This window comes from Kitasatospora sp. NPDC056651, assembly GCF_042792155.1.
In the GTDB taxonomy this organism is placed as follows: domain Bacteria; phylum Actinomycetota; class Actinomycetes; order Streptomycetales; family Streptomycetaceae; genus Kitasatospora.
Genome location: NZ_JBHTWX010000008.1, coordinates 69,486 through 89,428, shown reverse-complemented (window position 1 = coordinate 89,428; position 19,943 = coordinate 69,486). Strand labels below are relative to the sequence as shown.

Below are 19,943 nucleotides of genomic sequence, written 5' to 3'. Positions count from 1 at the left end.
GAACCGACCATGACGCCTGAGACGCCTTCGAAGCGGGACCGCGCCGCCGCGCTGCCCGCCGACCTGCGCGAGGCCCTGCGGCAGCGGCTGGCCGGCAAGGCCGGCGGCACGCGGGCGGCCGCCGAACGGGCCATCCCGCGCGCCGACCGCGACCGGCCGCTGCCGCCCTCCTTCGTCCAGCAGCGGCTCTGGTTCCTGGACCGGCTGCGGCCCGGCGACCCGCGCTACAACAGCGCCGTCGCCCTGCGGTTCACCGGAGAGCTGGACCGCGCGGCGCTCACCGCCGCGCTCACCGCCGTGGTGGCGCGCCACGAGGCGCTGCGCACCACCTTCGCCGAGGACGACGGCCGGCCGGTGCAGACCGTACGGCCGGCCGGGCCGGTGGCGCTGCCGCTCCGGGAGCAGGCCGCGGGGGAGGGCCTGGACGCGATCCTGCTCCACGAGTACTCCCGCCCCTTCGACCTCGGACAGGGGCCGCTGCTGCGCGCCCTGCTGGTGGCCGAGCCGTCGGGCGGCCACGTGCTTCAGCTGACGGCCCATCACATCGTCACCGACGGCTGGTCGATGGGCGTCGTCCTGGACGAACTGTGCACCGCCTACGACGCCCTGGCCCGCGGCGCTGAGCCCGACCTGCCCGAAGTCGCCGCCCAGTACCCGGACTTCGCGCTCTGGCAGCGCGATCGGCTGTCCGGCGCCCGACTGGAGGGCCAACTCGCCCACTGGCGGGAGAAGCTGGCCGGCGCGGCGCCGACCGAGCTGCCGCTGGACCACCCCCGGCGCGGCGAGGAGGCCGGCCCCGGCGCCCTGCACACCTTCACCGTCCCCGCGCCGCTCACCGCCCGGCTGCGCGCCCTCGCGGCCGAGCGGCAGGGCACCCTCAACACCGCGCTGGTGGCCGGCACCCAGGCGCTGCTGGCCCGCTGGTCCGGGCAGCCGGACGTCACCGTCGGCTCGCTGCTGGCCGGGCGCACCCGCACCGAGCTGGAACGGGCCGTCGGCTGCTTCGTCAACACCGTGGTGCTGCGCACCCGGGTCGAGCCCGGGGCGTCCTTCCGCGAACTGCTCGCGGCCGCCACCGAGACCGGCAACGACGCCCTGGCACACGGCGAGACGCCCTTCGAGCGGCTGGTCGAGGCGGTCGGCGCGCCCCGCGAGGCCGGCCGCAACCCGCTGTTCGACGTCCTGGTGCTGCTGCACCCCGCCCCACCCGCGGCCGGCGCCCCGCACGGACTCGCCGCCGCCCCGGTCACCGTGCCCCGGCAGGCCGCCACCTTCGACCTCAGCATGGAGTTCGTCCCCGACGGCGAGGCGCTCACCGGCGTCCTGGAGTACCGCGCCGACCTGTTCGACGCGCCGACCGCCCGCCGGACGGCCGAACAACTGCTGCGGCTGCTGGAGGGCGCCGCCGCCGAGCCGGACCGGCCGCTCGCCACCCTGCCGCTGCTCTCCGACCGGGAGACGGCACAGGTCACCCGGGACTGGAACGCCACCGCGCTGCCCGTCGAGCCGGTCGGACACACCGAACTGTTCCGCCGCCGGGCCGCCTCGACCCCGGACGCCCTCGCGCTGGTCGCGGGGGAGGAGCGGCTCGACTACGCGGCCCTGGACGCCCGCGCCGAACGGCTCGCCCGCCGGCTCCGCGCCCTCGGCGCCGGCCCGGAGCGGCTGGTCGCCCTGCGGCTGCCGCGCACCGCCGACCTGGTGGTGGCGGTCCTCGCCGTCTGGAAGGCCGGCGCCGGCTACCTCCCGCTGGACCCGGCGCTGCCCGAGGAACGCGTCCGCTACCTGCTGGCGGACGCCCGCCCGGCCCTGGTGCTGGACGAGGAGACGCTGCGCGCCCTGCCGGAGGCCTCCGACGAGGGGGGCCCGCTCCCCGCGCCGGACCTCGACACCACCGCGTACGTGCTCCACACCTCCGGCTCCACCGGCCGCCCCAAGGGCGTCACCGTCCCGCACCGCGCCCTGGCCCACCTGCTCGCCGCCCACCGGGCGGGCTTCGTCGCCGACGCCGGCGGCCCGCTGAACGTCGCGCTGACCGCCTCCTTCTCCTTCGACACCTCACTGGAGGGCGTGCTGCTGCTGGCCGACGGCCACCCGCTGCACCTGGTCGACGAGACCACCCGGATGGACCCGGCCGCCCTGGTCGAGTACGTGGTGCGCCACCGGATCGACTTCCTCGACCTCACCCCCTCCTACCTGCGCCAACTGCTGCCCGCCGGGCTGCTCGACGACCCCCGCCACCGCCCCCGGGTGCTGATGCTCGGCGGCGAGGCCGTCACGCCCCGGCTCTGGCGCGAGCTCGCCGCCCGCCCCGGGGTGGCCGCCTACAACTACTACGGCCCCACCGAGTGCACCGTCGACGCGCTGGCCTGCCGGATCGACGGCGGGGACCGGCCGCTGGTCGGCCGCCCGCTGCCCAACGTCCGTGCCTACGTCCTGGACGGCCGGCTCCAGCCGGTGCCGCCCGGGGTGAGCGGCGAACTCCACCTGGCCGGTGAACAGGTCGCCCGCGGCTACGCCGGCCGCCCGGGCCTGACCGCCGCCCGCTTCACCGCCGACCCGTACGGCCCGCCCGGCACCCGGATGTACCGCACCGGCGACCTCGCCCGGTGGACCGCCGACGGGCGCCTGGAGTACCTCGGGCGCGCCGACGACCAGGTCAAGGTGCGCGGCCACCGGATCGAGCCCGGCGAGATCGAGGCCGCCCTGCTCGACCTGCCGGAGGTCGCCGCGGCCGCCGTCGTCGCCGTCCCCGACGCCCACGGCCACCACCGGCTGGCCGCCTACCTGGCCTTCGCCGAGGGCGCCGCCCGCCCCGCCGCCGACCTGCGCGCCGCGCTGCGCCGGGTACTGCCCGACCACCTGGTGCCGTCCTCCTTCACCGTGCTCGACGCGCTGCCGCTCACCACCAGCGGCAAGCTGGACCGCCGAGCCCTGCCCGCCCCCGAAGCGGACGTCCGGACAGGGGAGTTCGTTGCCCCCCGGACCCCCGGGGAGGAGGCCCTCGCCGCCATCTGGGCCGAGGTGCTCGGCGTGCCCCGGGTCGGCGTCACCGACAACTTCTTCGAACTCGGCGGCGACTCGATCCTGAGCATCCAGGCCGTCTCCCGGGCCCGCGCGGCGGGCCTGCGGATCGGCTCCCAGGACGTCTTCCGCCACCAGACCGTCGCCGACCTGGCCGCCGCGGCCCGCACCGCCGAGGCGCCCGCCGCCTCCGAACCGCGCCACCGGGAGGGGCCCGCCCCGCTCACCCCCGTCCAGGAGTGGTTCTTCGCCGCCCACGGCCCGCTGCGGCACTTCACCATGTCGCTGCTGCTCGACCTGCCGCACGGGCTGGACGAAGCGGCCCTGGACCGCGCGCTGGGCGCGGTGGTGGCCGCCCACCCGGCGCTGCGCACCCGCTACACCCGCACCGGGGCCGACTGGCGTCAGGAGCCGGTCGCCGACGCGGGCGCACCGCTGCATCGGCTCGATCCCGGCGGCGACCGCGAGCGCGCCGCCGAGGCCGCCCGCGCCGAGCTGGATCCGGCCACCGGCGCCCTGCTGCGCGCCGTCCTCTTCCGCACCGAGGACGCCGGGGACACCGGGGGCGCCGGGGACACCGGGAACGCCGGGGGCGCCGGGGCCCGGCCCCAGCTGTTCCTGACCGCCCACCACCTCGCCGTGGACAGCGTCTCCTGGCGCGTGCTGCTCGCCGAGCTGGCGCAGGCCTACCGGCAGGCCGCGGCGGGCGAGACCCCCGACCCGGCCCCCGAGCCCACCGCGTTCACCGACTGGGCCCACCGGCTCGCCGAGTTCGTCCGGGCCGGCGGCCTGGACGAGGACCTGGCGTACTGGACCGCCGAGACCGGCACCCCCGCCGAGCCGCTGCCCGTCGACCTCCCCGGCACGCCCACGGCCGGCTCGGTGCGCACCCTGCGCAGCCGGCTGGACCGGGCCACCACCGAGGCGTTGCTGCGCAAGGTCCCCGAGGTCTACCGCACCCAGGTCAACGACGTGCTGCTCAGCGCGCTGGGCCGGGCCCTCGCCGACTGGACCGGCACCGGCCGGGTCACCGTCGCCCTGGAGGGCCACGGCCGCGAGGAGCTGTTCGACGGCCTCGACCTCTCCCGGACGGTCGGCTGGTTCACCACCCAGTACCCCGTCACCCTCACCCCGGTCGGCCCGGCCGACTCCCCGGACTGGGCCGCCACCCTCAAGCAGGTCAAGGAGCGGCTGCGCGCCGTGCCCCGGCGCGGCCTCGGCTACGAGGCCCTCGCCCGGCTCGGCTCGCCCGCTCCCGGTGCCGAGGCCCTGCGGGACGTCCCGCTGCCCCAGGTCAGCTTCAACTACCACGGCCAGTGGAGCGCCCCCGAGGGCGGCGACTTCGCCCCCGCCGGGGAGGCCCTGGGCCGGGACCTCGCCCCGGACGAGCCGCTGGACCACCTGCTGGACGTCGCCGCGGTGGTCGCCGACGGCGAGCTGGAACTCACCTGGCACTACAGCGACCAGGTCCACCGGGCCGACACCGTGCGGGAGTTGGCCGAGGCCATGACCGCCGCCCTGCGCGCCGTCGTCGCGCACTGCGCCCGCCCCGGCGCCGGCGGCCGCACCCCCTCCGACTTCCCGCTGGCCGGCCTCGACCAGGCCGCGCTGGACCGCCTGGTCGGCGACGGCCGGGAGGTCGCGGACCTGCTGCCGCTCACCCCGCTCCAGGAGGGCATGCTCTTCCACCGCCTGGTCGGCGGCCCCGACGACGTCTACCTGGACCAGGCCGCCCTGCTGCTGGACGGCGTCGCCGACCCGCAGGCCCTCGCCCTGGCCTGGCAGCGGGTCGCCGACCACACCCCGGCGCTGCGCACCTCGGTGGTCTGGGAGGACGTCCCCGCCCCGCTCCAGGTGGTGCGCCGGGGCGTCCGGCTGCCCGTCACCCACCTCGACCTGCGGGCCGTCGAGCCGGCCGAGCGGGCCGAACGGCTGGCCGAACTGAGCGCCGAGGACCTCGCCCGGGGCCTGGACATCGCCAGCGCCCCGCTCACCCGGCTCACCCTGGTCCGGCTGCCCGAGGCCCGGCTCCAACTGCTGTGGACCTCCCACCACCTGATCCTGGACGGCTGGAGCCTCGCCCAGGTGCTCAGCGACGTCTTCGAGGAGTACGCGGCGCTCACCACCGGCGGCGCGCCCGCCCCGGCGGTGCGCCGGCCCTTCGCCGACTACGTGCGCTGGCTGACCGAGCAGGACGCCGAAGCCGCCCGCGCCCACTGGCGGTCCGTCCTGGACGGCTTCGCCACCGCCACCCCGCTGCCCGTCGACCGGGTCCGGCGCGAGGCCCACCGCGCCCGCTCGGCCGGCAGCCACACCGCCGCGCTGTCCGAGCAGGTCTCCGAGCGGCTCGCCCGCACCGCCCGGCAGTCCGGGCTGACCCTCGGCACCGTGGTGCAGGGCGCCTGGGCGCTGCTGCTCTCCCGCTACAGCGGCGAGCCGGACGTCCTGTTCGGCACCACCGTCTCCGGGCGGCCCGAGGAGCTGCCCGGCGTCGAGTCGATGATCGGCATGTTCATCAACACCCTGCCGACCAGGGTCCGGGTGGACGGCTCCCGCACCGCCGCCGACTGGCTGCGGGAGCTCCAGGAGGCCCAGGCCGAGGCCCGCCGCCACTCGGCGGTCTCGCTCGCCGAACTCACCGGGTTCAGCGACGTCCCGGCCGGCAGCGCGCTGTTCGACAGCATCGTCGCCTTCGAGAACTACCCCTTCGACGACGCCCGCGCCGCCGGCACCGGGGTGCGCCTGGTGGAGGTCTCCTCGCGGGACGCCACCAGCTTCCCGCTCGTGCTGCGCGCCTACCAGGGCGGGCAGCTCGGCTTCGACCTCGCCTACGACCCCGGGCTGTTCGACGCCGCCACCGTCCGCGCCCTCGCCGAACGGCTCCGCCTGGTGCTCACCGAGCTGGCCGCCGGATTGGACCGGCCGCTGCGCGCCCTGGCCTGGACCACCGAGGAGGAGCGGCGCCGGCTGCTGGTCGACTGGAACGGCACCGCCCAGGGCCGGCCCGAGCACGCCCTGGTCGACCTGTTCGAGGCGCAGGCCGCCCGCACCCCGCACGCCGAGGCCGTCACCTGCGGCGGGGAGCGCCTCGACTACGCCGAGCTGGACGCCCGGGCCGGCCGGCTCGCCCACCGGCTGGCCGAGTTCGGCGCCGGGCCCGAGCGGTACGTCGCCCTCGCGCTGCCGCGCACCGCCGAGCTGGTGGTGGCCGTGCTCGCCGTCCTCAAGACCGGCGCGGCCTACCTGCCGCTGGACCCGGGCCTGCCCGCCGAACGCCGGGAGGAACTGCTGCGCGACGCCGCCCCGGTGGCCCTGGTCACCGGGGAGGAGCCGGCCGGCGTGGGCGTCCCCGTCCTCGCCCTGGCCGATCCCGGGGTGCGCGCCGACCTCGCCCGCCGCCCGGCAGGACCGCTCGGCCCCGAGTGCCGCCCGCTGCCGGACAGCCCCGCCTACGCCATCTTCACCTCGGGCTCGACCGGCCGCCCCAAGGGCGTGGTGGTGCCGCACGCCAACGTGGTCCGGCTGTTCGAGCAGACCCGGGAGCGGTTCGGCTTCGGCGCCGAGGACGTCTGGACGCTGTTCCACTCCTACACCTTCGACTTCTCGGTCTGGGAGCTGTGGGGCCCGCTGCTGCACGGCGGCCGGCTCGTGGTCGTCCCCGACTCCACCGCCCGCTCCCCGGAGGACTTCCTGCGGCTGCTCGTCGAGGAGCAGGTCACCGTCCTCAACCAGACCCCGTCCGCGTTCCACCAGCTGGCCCGCGCCGACGCCGAACACCCGGAGCTGTCAAGCCGGTTGGCGCTGCGCACGGTGGTCTTCGGGGGTGAGGCGCTGGACGTCACCCGGCTCGCCGACTGGTACCGGCGCCACCCCGAGGACGCGCCGCGCCTGGTGAACATGTACGGCATCACCGAGACCACCGTGCACGTCACCCACCTCGAGCTGGACCGCGCGACCGCCGCCGACGCCGGCCCCGGCCCGAGCCCGATCGGCACCGGCATCGCCGACCTGCGGCTGTACCTGCTCGACGACGACCTCGCCCCGGTGCCCCCGGGCGCCGTCGGCGAACTGTACGTGGCCGGCGAGGGCCTGGCCCGCGGCTACCTCAACCGGCCCGGCCTGACCGCCACCCGCTTCCCCGCCGACCCGTTCGGCGCCCCCGGCACCCGGATGTACCGCACCGGCGACCGGGCCCGCCGCCAGGCCGACGGCACCCTGCGCTACCTGGGTCGCGCCGACCAGCAGGTCAAGATCCGCGGCTACCGGATCGAACCCGGCGAGATCGAGGCCGCCCTCCAGACCCACCCGGGCGTGGGCCTGGCCACCGTCGGCGTCCACCAGGACGCCGCCGGCACCCGCCGGCTGGTCGCCCACGTGGTCGGCGAGGGCGCCGGGCAGCCCCCGTCCGCCGCCGAGCTGCGCGCCCACCTGGAACAGCTGCTGCCCGCCTACCTGGTGCCCGCCGCCTACGTCCCGCTGGCCGCGCTGCCGCTCACCCCCAACGGCAAGCTCGACCGGCGCGCCCTGCCGCTGCCCGGCCCCGACGGCTTCGCGGCCGGCCGCGAGCGGACCGCGCCCCGCACCCGCGCCGAACGGCTGGTCGCCGAGGCCTGGACGGAGGTCCTGGACGCCGGGGAGATCGGCGCCGAGGACGACTTCTTCGCCATCGGCGGGGACTCCATCCTCGCCGTACGGGTCACCGCCCGGCTGCGCGCCGCCTTCGGCTCCGCCGACCTGTCGCCCCGGCTGCTGTTCACCCACCCCGTGCTCGCCGACCTGGCCGAGGCACTCGGCACCCCCGGCGGGGGCACGGCGGCGGCCGTCATCCCCACCGCCGACCCGGCCGCCGAGCCGCCGCTCTCCCACGCCCAGCAGCGGCTCTGGTTCCTCGACCGGTTCGAGCCCGGCAGCACCGAGTACAGCTCGCTGTCCGTGCTGCGGCTGCGCGGCGCCCTCGACCGGGCCGCGCTGGCCGGCGCCCTGGACGCGCTGGTCGAGCGGCACGAGGCGCTGCGGACCACCTACGCCGAACGGGACGGCCGGGCCCGGCAGGTGGTCCGCCCGCCCGAGCCCGTCGAGCTGCCCTGCGAGGACGTCGCCCCGGCCGGCCTGGACGCCCTGGTGGAGCGGATCGCCGCCACCCCCTTCGACCTCGAAGCCGGCCCGGTGCTGCGCGCCCGCCTGGCCCGTACGGCCGCCGACGAGCACGTGCTGGTGCTGGCCGTGCACCACATCGCCACCGACGGCTGGTCGATGGGCGTGCTGGGCCGCGACCTGGGCGAGCTGTACGCCGCCGCCGTCGAGGGCCGCCGGCCGGAGCTGCCCGCGCTGCCCGTCCGGTACACCGACTACGCGGCCTGGCAGCGCACCCGCACCGCCGACGCCGAGGCCGACCTCGACCACTGGCGCCGGACCCTGGCGGGCCTCGCCCCGCTGGAGCTGCCCACCGACCGGCCGCGCCCGGCGGTGCGGAGCCGGGAGGGCGCGCTGGTCACCTTCACCCTGCCCGCCGGGCTGACCGCCCGGCTGCGCGAGCGCGGCCGGGAGGCCGACGGCACCCTCTACACCGTCCTGCTGGCCGCCTGCCAGCTGCTGCTGGCCCGCTGGTCCGGGCAGCGCGACCTCGCGGTGGGCACCGTCACCTCCGGCCGCGAGCAGGGCGAACTCCACGACGTGGTCGGCATGTTCGTCAACACCCTGGTGCTGCGCGGCGACATCCGACCCGAACTGTCCTTCCACGAACTGCTGACCGCCGCCCAGCGCACCGTACTGGCGGCCCTGGCCCACCAGGAGGTGCCCTTCGAACGGCTGGTGGACGCCCTCCAGCCGGAGCGCGACACCAGCCGCACCCCGCTGTTCCAGGTCATGGTGGCGCTGCACAACCTCGGCGCCGAGGCACCCCGGCTGCCCGGCCTGACGGTGGAACCGGTCACCCCGCCGGTCCGCAACGCCACCTTCGACCTGTCCTTCGACTTCGCCGAGCACGACGGCGGCCTGACCGGCTACCTGGAGTACAGCACCGGCCTGTTCGACGAGCGCACCGCCCGACGGCTGGCCGACGCGCTGGGCACCCTGCTGGCGGCCGCCGCCGAGGCGCCGCACACGCCCGTCGGGGCGCTGCCGCTGATGACCGAGGACGAGCGGCGGGAGGTGCTGCGGCAGGGCCGGGGCGAGCCGCAGACCGCGCCGGACACCACCTTCACCGCCCTGTTCGAGGCGCAGGCCGCCCGCACCCCCGGGGCCACCGCGCTGGTCGCCCGGGACGCCACCCTGGACTTCGCCGCCCTCAACGCCCGGGCCAACCGGCTCGCCCGCCACCTGGCCGCCCTCGGCGCCGGACCGGAGCAGGTGGTCGCCGTCCGGCTGCCGCGCACCTCCGACCTGATCGTCGCCCTGCTCGCGGTGCTCAAGGCCGGCGCCGCCCTCCAGTTCGTCGACCCGGACCTGCCCGAGGAGCGGGCCGCCCTGCTGCTCGACGACACCCGGCCCCGCACGGTGCTGACCGAGCGGGCCCTCGACGAGGTGCCCTGGGACGACCTGCCGGGCCACGACCTGACCGACGCCGAGCGCACGGCCCCGCTGCTGCCGGCGCACGCCGCGTACCTCATCCACACCTCGGGATCGACCGGCCGCCCCAAGGGCGTGCTCGTCGAGCACCGCCAGCTGGTCAACCTCTGCCACGACCACCGGGCGGGGGTGCTCGCGCCGCACACCGCCGACGGCCGCCGGCTGCGGGTCGCGCTCAGCGCCTCCCTCTCCTTCGACACCAGCTGGGAGGCCCCGCTGCTGCTGGCGTTCGGTCAGGAGCTCCACCTGATCGACGAGGAGGTCCGGCTGGACCCGCAGGCCTTCCGCGCGCGGATCGTCGACCGGCGGATCGACGTCGTCAACGTGACCCCCTCCCTGCTGCGCGAACTCACCGCCGCCGGACTGCTCGCCCCCGCTCCGCACCACCCGCGCGTCCTGCTGCTCGGCGGCGAGGCCGTCCCCGCCGCCACCTGGCGTGAACTCTGCACCGCCCAGGCCGAGTTCGGAGTCACCACCTACAACCTGTACGGGCCCACCGAGTGCACCGTCGACGCCGCCTACGCCCGCTGCGCCGACCACCCGGAACGCCCGGTGATCGGCCGGCCGGGGCGCGGCACCCGCGCCTACGTGCTGGACGGCGCGCTGCGCCCGGTGCCGCCCGGCATGCCGGGAGAGCTGTACCTGGCCGGTGCGCAGGTCGCCCGCGGCTACCTCGACCGGCCCGGACTGACCGCCACCCGCTTCCTCGCCGACCCGTACGGCGACCCGGGCACCCGGATGTACCGCACCGGTGACCTCGCCCGCTGGGACGCGGAGGGACAACTGGAGTTCCTCGGCCGGGCCGACGCCCAGGTCAAGATCCGCGGCTTCCGGATCGAGCCCGGCGAGGTGGAGGCCGCGCTGCTGACCCACCCCGACGTCGCCGACTGCGCCGTCGCCGCCCGCGAACAGGGCGGCCGGACCCTGCTGGTCGGCTACCCGGTACCGGCCGGCCGCCGGGTGCCACCCGCCGAGGAACTGCGGGCCTGGCTGCGCCGCACCCTGCCCGACCACCTGGTGCCCACCGCGTACGTCCCGCTGGCCCGCATCCCGCGCACCACCAGCGGCAAGACCGACCGGCGCGCCCTGCCCGCCCCGTCGGCCCAGCCGGACCGCACCACCCCGTACGTCGCCCCGCGCCCCGGCACCGAGCAGCGGCTCGCCGCGATCTGGGCCGAGGTGCTGGGCGTGGAGCGGATCGGCACCCGGGACAACTTCTTCGCGCTCGGCGGCGACTCCATCCTCAGCATCCAGATCGTCTCCCGGGCCCGCGCCGCCGGACTCTCCCTCACCACCAAGGACGTCTTCCGCTACCAGAACATCGCCGAACTCGCCCTGACCGCAGGCGAGGTGGCCGATGCCCCGGAGACCTCCGGGGCCGAGCCCGGCGAGGCGCCGCTCACCCCGATCCAGCACTGGTACCTCGACGGCCGCCGCCCCGGCGACGCGCTGCGCTTCACCATGACCCAGCGGTTCGCGCTGGCCCCGGACACCGACCCGGCCGCCCTGCGGCGGGCGGTGCTCGCCCTGGCGGAGCGCCACCCGGCGCTGCGCACCCGGTTCCGCCACGGCGCCTCCGGCTGGCACCAGGAGGTCCGGGACCACGCGCCGGACGGCGTCTTCAGCCACCACCCGGCCGCCGCCGAGGCGCGGGTGCAGCACCTCGCCGAGGAGGCCCAGCGTTCCCTCGACCCGGTCGAGGGCCGGGTGCTGCGCGCCCTGCACGTCGCGGGCGACGCCGGACAGCCCGGCCAACTCGTGCTCACCGTCCACCACCTGGCCGTGGACGGCGTCTCCTGGCGGATCCTGCTGGCCGACCTCGAAGCGGCCTACCGCGCCGCCCGCACCGGCGCCCCCGCCAGGCTGCCGGAGCCGGGCACCTCCTACGCCCGGTGGGCCACCCGGCTGGAGCGCCACACCCGCTCCGGCGCCCTGGACGGCGACACCGCCTACTGGTCCCGCGCCGGCGAGGCCCCGGCCGAGCTGCCCGCCGGGCGGCCCGGGACCAACACCCACGGCACCGCCGCCACCCTCACCGTCACCCTGGACGAACGCACCACCGAGGCGCTGCTGCGCCGGGTCCCGGCCGTCTACCGCACCCAGGTCAACGACGTCCTGCTCAGCGCCCTGGGCCGCACCCTGGCCCGCTGGTGCGGCCGGGACACCGTGCTGATCGGGGTGGAGGGCCACGGCCGGGAGGACCTGTTCGCCGACCAGGACCTGTCCCGGACGGTCGGCTGGTTCACCGCCGAGTTCCCGCTCGCCCTGCGGGTGGCCCCCGAGGCCGGCTGGCACGACACCCTTCGCTCGGTCAAGGAGCAGCTGCGCGCCGTCCCGCTGCGCGGCCTCAGCCACGGCGCGCTGCGCCACCTGCGCCCCGGCGCCCTGCCGCGGGACGCGGCGGCCCCGCAGGTCGGCTTCAACTACCACGGCCAGTGGGACGCCCGTAGCGGCGGCGCGGACGGGCTGCTGCGCGGCCCGCTGCCCCCGGCCGGGCGGGACACCGACCCGGACGAGCCCCGCCCCTACCTGCTGGACGTCATCGGGGCGGTCCAGGACGGCCGGCTCGAACTGGGCTGGACCTACCCCGCGGCCGTCTACGACGAGGCCACCGTCCGCACCCTCGCCGAGCAGACCCTCCAGGCGCTGCGCGAGCTGGCCGAGCACTGCGCGAGCCCCGGCGCCGGCGGGCGCACCCCGTCGGACTTCCCGCTGGCCGGCCTCGACCAGGAGCGGCTGGACCGCCTGGTCGGCGACGGCCGGGACACCGAGGACGTCCTGCCGCTGACCCCGCTCCAGTCCGGCATGCTCTTCCACGGGCTGGTCGACCAGGACGGCGCCTACGTCGACCGGATCGCCGTCCGGCTGGCCGGCGTCGCCGACCCGGAGGCCTTCGCCGCGGCCTGGCAGCAGGTCGCCGACCGCACCCCGGCGCTGCGCACCGCCGTGCACTGGCGCGGCCTGCCGCATCCCGTCCAGCTGGTCGCCCGGCACGCCGCGCTGCCCGTCCGCCACCTGGACTGGCGCGCACTGCCGCCCGAGCGGCGCGCCGCCGAGACCGAGCGGCTGCTCGCCGAGGAGCGGGCCACCGGGCTGGACCTGGGCACCGCGCCGCTCACCCGGCTGGTACTGGCCGCGCTGCCCGACGGCGAGGTGCTGCTGCTCTGGTCCACCCATCACCTGATCCTGGACGGCTGGAGCACCGGCCAGCTGCTCACCGAGGTGTGCGAGGAGTACGCGGCGCGCACCGGCGGGCCGCAGGCGCCCCGGCCGGTCCGGCGGCCGTTCGCGGACTTCCTGGCCTGGCTGGGCGAGCAGGACGGGCGGGCGGCCGAGGAGCACTGGGGCACCGCGCTGGCCGGGTTCACCGAGCGGACCGCGCTGCCCTACGACCGCCGGCCCGCCGGCGCCCACCGGGCCCGCGCCACCGCCGCCGTCCACCGCGCCCTGGACGAGGGGCTCTCCGTCCGGCTGCGGGAGAACGCGGCCACCGCCGGGCTGACCGTCAACACCCTGGTGGAGGGCGCCTGGGCGCTGCTGCTGGCCCGCTACGCCGGCGTCGAGGACGTGGTCTTCGGTACCACCGTCTCCGGACGTCCGGCCGAACTGCCCGGCGTCGAGACGATGATCGGCCTGTTCATCAACACCGTGCCGTGCCGGGTGCGGATATCGAGCGGCGGCGGCGCGCGGGCCTGGCTGCGCGACCTCCAGGACCGGCAGAGCGACGGCCGCGGGCACGACCACCTGGCGCTGCCCCGGATCCAGGGCCTGAGCGAACTGCCCGCCGGGGAGCCCCTGTTCGACAGCATGCTGGTGTTCGAGAACTACCCCGTCGACGAGTCGGCCGCCGACCGCACCGGGGTCCGGGTGGTCGAGGTGCGCGCCGACGACGCCACCACCTTCCCCTGGTGCCTGCGCGCCCACCTCAGCGGACAGCTCGCCTTCGACCTCGCGTACGACCCGGAACTGTTCGACGAGCGGACGGCCCGGGACGCCGCCGACCGCCTCGCCCGGCTGCTCGCCGCCCTCGCCGACGGCCTGGACGGCGACCTCGCCGCCCTGGACCCGCTCACCCCCGCCGACCGCGAACTCCTCGCCTCCTGGGACACCACCGCCCGCCCGGCGGCGCCGAGCAGCCCGCTGCGGATCTTCGCCGAACGGGTCCGCAGCGCCCCCGACGCCCCCGCCGTGCGCGACGGCGAACGGGAACTGACGTACCGCGCGCTCGACGACTGGTCCGACCGGCTCGCGGCCCGGCTGCTGGCCGACGGACTGGCGCCCGAGGGCCGGGTCGCGCTGGTGATGGAGCGGAGCGCCGAACTGGTCGTCGCCCAGCTCGCCGTGCTCAAGGCGGGCGGCGCCTACCTGCCCGTCGACCTGCGGGCCCCCGAGGAGCGCCGCCGCACCCTGCTCGACCGGGCCGGCACGGCCGCCTCGCTCACCGCCGCGCAGGTCGCCGCCGAGCAGGTCGCCGCCGCCCGGGAGGACGCTGCCCGGGAGGACGCCGCCCGGGACGACGCGGCCACCCCGGACCGGCCGGCCGCGGACCCGGACCGACTCGCCTACGTGATGTACACCTCCGGCTCCACCGGCGAGCCCAAGGCCGTCGCCGTGCGGCACCGCGACGTGGCCTCGCTCGCCACCGACAGCCGCTTCGCCGACGACCGCTGCGCCCGGGTGCTGCTGCACTCCCCGGTCGCCTTCGACGCCGCCACCTTCGAGGTGTGGGCGCCGCTGCTGAACGGCGGCTGCGTGCTCGTCGCCCCCGACGGGCCGGTGGACGCGGCGCTGCTGCGCCGGCTCGCCGGACCGGACGGGCCCACCGCGCTCTGGCTCACCGCCGGGCTGTTCCGGCTGCTCGCCCAGGACGCCCCGGACTGCTTCACCGGCCTGCGCACCCTGTGGACCGGCGGGGACGTGGTGCCCGCCGCCGCCGTGCGCCGGGTGCTGGCGGCCTGCCCCGGGCTGACCGTGGTGGACGGCTACGGGCCCACCGAGACCACCACCTTCGCCACCGCCCACGCCCTCCCGGACGCCGCGGCGGTGCCCGACACCGTCCCGATCGGCCGGCCGCTGGACGACCGCCGGGTGCACGTCCTGGACCGGCGGCTGCGGCCCGTCCCGCCCGGCTGCGTCGGCGAGCTGTACCTGGCCGGCGAGGGCGTGGCCCGCGGCTACCTGGGCCGCCCCGGCGCCACCGCCGCCCGCTTCCTCGCCGACCCGTCCGGCCCGCCCGGCTCCCGGATGTACCGCACCGGGGACCTCGCCCGCCGCCGCCCCGAAGGCACCGTCGAGTTCCTCGGCCGCGCCGACGACCAGGCGAAGATCCGCGGCTTCCGGGTCGAGCCCGCCGAGGTGGAGGCCGCCCTGGCCGCCCACCCGCTGGTCACCGACGTCGCCGTGGTCGTCCGCGAGGACCGGCCCGGCGCCCGTCGGCTGGTCGCCTACCCGGTCGGCGCCGCCGACCCCGAGGAGCTGCGGGCCTTCGCCGCCCGGGCCCTGCCCGACTACCTCGTCCCGGCCGCCTTCGTCCCGCTCGACGCCCTCCCGCTGAGCCGCAACGGCAAGGTCGACCGCGCCGCGCTCCCGGCGCCGGAGCCCGGTGGCGAGCGCCGCGAGCGGGTCGAGCCGCGCACCGACGCCGAACGCCGCACCACCGAGGTGTTCGCCGAGGTGCTCGGCATCCGCCCGCCCGGCACCGACCGGAGCTTCTTCGAACTCGGCGGCGACTCCATCCTCAGCATCCGGCTCGCCGCCCGCCTCGCCGAGGCCTTCGGCACCGACCTCGGCCCCCGCGCCGTCTTCGACCACCCCACCCCGGCCGGCCTGGCCCGGCTGCTCACCTCGGAGCCGGGCACCCCGGCGCGTCCGCCCGTCCTGCCGGTGCCCCGGGAAGGCGCGGCCCCGATGTCCTACGCCCAGCAACGCCTCTGGTTCCTGGAGGAGTTCGCGCCCGGCGGCGCCGAGTACGTCACCGCGCTCGCGCTGCGGCTGCGCGGCGCCCTCGACCCCGGCGCGCTCGGCGCGGCCCTGAACGCCCTGGTGGCCCGGCACGAGGCGCTGCGCACCACCTTCGACAGCGTCGACGGCCACGGCGTCCAGCTCGTCCACCCGCCGACGGCCGTGCCGCTCCCGCCGCACGACCTCGCCGGACAGCCCGAACAGGCCCTGAACGAACTGCTCGCCGCCGAGCGCGCCCGCCCCTTCGACCTGCGCCGGGGACCGCTGCTGCGCACCGCGCTGGCCCGACTGGCCGACGGGGAGCACGTGCTGGCGCTGACCCTGCACCACATCGTCACCGACGGCTGGTCCACCGGTGTACTGCTCTCCGACCTGGCCCACCTCTACCGGGCCGAACTCGGCACCACGCGGGCCCCGTTGGCGCCACTGCCGGTGCAGTACGCCGACTACGCGCACTGGCAGCGCACCACCGGCGCCCCCGCCGAGGAACAACTCGACTACTGGAAGCACCAGTTGGACGGCGTCGTCCCGCTGCGGCTGCCCACCGACCGGCCCCGGCCCGCGGTGCGCACCAGCAACGGCGCCACCGCCCGGCTGGAGCTGCCCGCCGAGGCCGCCCGCCGGCTCGCCCGGGTCGGCCGGGAGCGCGGCGCCACCCTGTTCGCCACCCTGGTCGCCGCCGCCCAGGCCTACCTGGCCCGGCTCGGCGGGGACACCGACATCGCCGTCGGCACCGTCACCTCCGGCCGTGACCGGGCCGAGGTCCAACAGCTCGTCGGGTTCTTCGTCAACACCCTGGTGCTGCGCTCCAGGGTCGAGCCCGAGCGGCCCTTCACCCTCCTCCTCGGTGAGGTGCGGCAGACCGTCCTGGACGCCTTCGCCCACCAGGACGTGCCCTTCGAGAAGGTGGTGGACGCCGTCCAGCCGGAGCGCGACACCAGCCGCGGCCCGCTCTTCCAGGTCCTGGTCGTGCTCCAGAACACCCCGGCCGCCGAACTCGACCTGCCGGGCCTGGACGTGAGCGACGTCGAGACCGACAACACCCGGACCGCCTTCGACCTGGTGCTGGAGTTCGCCGAGACCGACGGCGGCGCGCTGCACGGCCTGCTCACCTACAACACCGACCTGTTCGACCCGGCCACCGTCGAGCGGATGGCCGGCCAGCTCGCGGCCCTGCTCACCGCCGTCGGCCAGGACCCGGAGCGCGCCGTCGGCGCCCTGCCGCTGGCCGGTCCGGACGCGCCGGCCGTCGAGCCGGGCGGCGCCTTCCGCCCGGTGCCCGAGGCGACCCTGCCCCAACTGTTCGAACGCCAGGCCGCCCGCACCCCGGAGGCGCCGGCCCTGCTCGACGGCGCGCGGCAGCTGAGCTACGCCGAACTGGACCGGGCCGCCAACCGGCTGGCCCACCACCTGATCGGGCGGGGCGTCGGACCGGAGCGGCTGGTCGCCCTCGCGCTGCCCCGCTCGGCGGCCATGGTGGTCGCCCAGCTCGCCGTCGCCAAGGCCGGCGGCGCCTTCCTCCCGGTCGACCCGGACTACCCGGCGCCCCGGCGCGAGTTCATGGTCCGCGACGCCGGCGCCCACCTGGTGCTCGACGACCCGGCCCTGGTCTGGGCCGCCGCCGGGCCGGACACCGCGCCCACCGACACCGACCGGGCCGCCGCGCTCACCCCCGCCCACCCGGCGTACGTCATCTACACCTCCGGCTCCACCGGCACCCCCAAGGGCGTCCTGGTGACCCACCGCGGACTCGCCGTCTTCGCCGCGGCCGCCGCCGAACAGTACGCCGTCGGCCCCGGCGACCGGGTGCTCCAGTTCGCCTCGCCCAGCTTCGACGCCTCCGTGCTGGAGCTGTGCGCCTCCCTGCTCTCCGGGGCGGCGCTGGTCACCGGCGAGGAGGGCCCGCTGGTCGGCGAGCGGCTCGCCGAGGTGCTGTCCGCCCGCCGGATCAGCCACACCCTGATCCCCCCGGCGGCGCTCGCCACCATGGAGCCGGAGACCGCCGCCGCGCTGCCCGACCTGCGCACCCTGATCGTCGGCGCCGAGGCCTGCCCGGCCGACCTGGTCGACACCTGGGCCCCCGGCCGCCGGATGATCAACTCCTACGGCCCGACCGAGGCCACCGTGGTCGCCAGCTGGACCGGCCCGCTGGCCCCCGGCACCGGCACCCCCGCCATCGGCCACCCCAGCGGCGCCACCCGCGCGTACGTCCTGGACACCGCCCTGCGGCCGGTGCCGCCCGGCGTCACCGGGGAGCTCTACCTGGCCGGCCCCGGCCTCGCCCGCGGCTACCTCGGCCGCCCCGGCCTCACCGCCCAGCGCTTCCTCGCCGACCCGCACGGCGCCCCGGGCACCCGGATGTACCGCACCGGCGACCTCGCCCGCCGGGACGCCGACGGCCGGCTCCGCTTCGCCGGACGCGCCGACGAACAGATCAAGCTGCGCGGCTTCCGGATCGAACCCGGCGAGATCGAGAGCGCGCTGCGCCGCAGCCCGCTGGTGCGCGACGCCGTCGTCACCGTCCGTCCCGACGGGCCCGGCGGCGGCCGGCTGGTCGCCTACGTCGTCCCCGCGGACGCCACCGAGGGCGCGCCCGCCCTCGACCTGCGCCTCCACCTGGCCGAGTCGCTGCCCCCGCACCTCGTTCCCGCGGCCTTCGTCCCGCTCGACCGGCTGCCGCTCACCCCCAACGGCAAGACCGACCGGCGGGCCCTGCCCGACCCCGGGCCCGTCCAGGCGACGGCCGCCCCCGGCCGGGCGCCGCGGACCGACACCGAACGCCGCATCGCGCGGATCTGGGCCGACGTCCTCGGCCTCGAACAGGTCGGCGCCGAGGACAACTTCTTCCTGCTCGGCGGCGACTCCATCCTCAGCATGCAGGTGGTCTCCCGGCTGCGCCGGGACGGCCTGCACCTGGCGACCCGGGACCTCTTCAGCCACCAGACCGTGGCCGAACTCGCCACCGTCGTGCGCACCGCCACCGAACGCGCCGACGACGGCCCGGTGACCGGGGACGTCCCGCTCACCCCCATCCAGGAGTGGTTCCTGACCACCCCGCGCGCCGCCCACCACCACTTCAACCAGTCCACCCTGCTCGAACTCGCCGCCGACCCCGACCCGCGGGCGCTGGCCGCCGCACTGGCCGCCCTGCTGGAACACCACGACGGCCTGCGGATGCGCTTCACCCACGACGAGAGCGGCTGGCACCAGTTCAACCCGCCGCCCGCCCCCGCCGAGGACCTCCTGCTCCGCTACGACCTGACCGGTCAGTCCGCCGAGACCGCCGGCCTCGCCATGGCCAAGGCCGCCGACGAACTCCACGCCGGCTTCGACCTGGCCACCGGCCCGCTGCTGCGCGCCGCCCTGTTCACCGGCCACCCGGAACACCCCGCGCTGCTGCTCCTGGTCGCCCACCACCTGGTCGTCGACGCCGTCTCCTGGCGGGTGCTGCGCGACGACCTGGAGAGCGCCCACCACCAGGCCGTCCGGGGCGAGGCGATCACCCTGGGGGAGCGCGGCACCTCCTTCCGGGACTGGGCGCACCGGCTCTCCGCGCACGTCGCCGAGGGCGGGCTCGACCACGAACTCCCGTACTGGGAGCAGGCGGTGAGCGCCCGGGCGGCCCTGCCAGGCGGCCGTCCCGCGCCCGGTGAGGACCCCGCGGGCGACGATCCGAGGGGTGAGAGCGTCACCGTCGAACTCGACGAGGCGGACACCGAGGCGCTGCTGCGCGCCGCCCCCGCCGCCTACCGCACCCGGGTCAACGACGTGCTGCTCGCCGCCCTCGCACTCGCCCTGGCCCGCTGGAGCGGACAGCCGCGGATCGGCCTGGACCTGGAGGGCCACGGCCGGGAGGACCTGCTGGAGAGCGTCGACCTGACCCGGACGGTCGGCTGGTTCACCACCGTCCACCCCGTCACCTTCGACGTCCCCGACCCGGAGGACCTCGGCCCCGACCGCGACTGGCGCGCCCTGGTGAAGTCCGTCCGCCGCCAGCTGCGCGCGGTGCCAGGCAACGGGCTGGGCTTCGGCGCGCTGCGCACCTTCGGTACCCCCGAGGTCCGCGAACGGCTCGCCGCCGCGGGCCACGGCCGGATCGTCTTCAACTACCTCGGCCAGTGGGACGCCAGGCCCGAGACCGCCGGCCACGGCCTGGTCCGCGCCGAACTCGGCTCCTACGGCCAGGACCACGACCCCAGGGACGGCGGCTCCCACCCACTGGAGGTGGTCGGTGCGGCCCAGCACGGGCGCCTGACCTTCACCTGGCACCACCGGCCCGCCGTCCACGGCACCGAGGCCGTGCGCCGGGCGGCCGAGGAGTTCGCCGAGGCCCTGCGGCGGATCGCCCGGCACGCCCGGGAAGGACGGTGACCGGACCCGACCACGGCCCC

1 protein-coding gene is annotated in these 19,943 nt (G+C 77.2%); it reads left to right on the top strand.

What is annotated here, in order from left to right; translation table 11 throughout:
• Nucleotides 1-9: 9 nt before the first annotated feature.
• Entirely contained in the window at nt 10-19,923 is a 19,914-nt protein-coding gene (locus ACFRAR_RS05995) for a non-ribosomal peptide synthase/polyketide synthase (RefSeq protein WP_380695243.1), read from the top strand.
• The last annotated feature ends 20 nt before the right edge of the window (nt 19,924-19,943 follow it).